The organism is Escherichia sp. KCJ4928 (genome assembly GCF_004352695.1).
GTDB lineage: Bacteria > Pseudomonadota > Gammaproteobacteria > Enterobacterales > Enterobacteriaceae > ECMA0423.
On record NZ_SJWV01000626.1, the window covers coordinates 1 to 411 of the forward strand.

A 411-nucleotide genomic window follows, 5' to 3' on the forward strand; every position below is an offset into this window, starting at 1 on the left:
GCGAAGCTCTGCTCAATAACCGCCAGTTGCAGTCCACTCCCCTGCAGATCCGTTATCCGCAGGGTGTCAGAGAAGCACTCGGAATAATGAGCGAGCAACTCTCCCTTTCTGTATCCGACCTGACGCGTATCCTGGTCGAAGATGCATTAACTGAAATGTTTCTCCCGGCTGAAAACATCGTTCACCGTCTTCTCTGCCGGACAGAACACATCATGCAGGCACATGATGTCTGCGTAACAACGATGACAACGTTACTGGCTCCCTGGAATATCCGTCCTGCCGTTTTCCGTGACCCGGACAAACTCGCAGATTATCTGACAGGAGAGATTCTGACGGCTCTGGCTGACTGGTTTTATCTCAACCCGGAATGGCTGAACGGCAGGGTACGTTATCCTTTAAGCCGTGCCGGTG

1 pseudogene is annotated in these 411 nt (G+C 52.6%); it reads left to right on the top strand.

Annotation, left to right across the window (positions count from 1 at the left end):
• A pseudogene (locus E0D98_RS25945) lies at positions 1-411 on the top strand (conjugal transfer protein TraE); the annotation flags it as partial.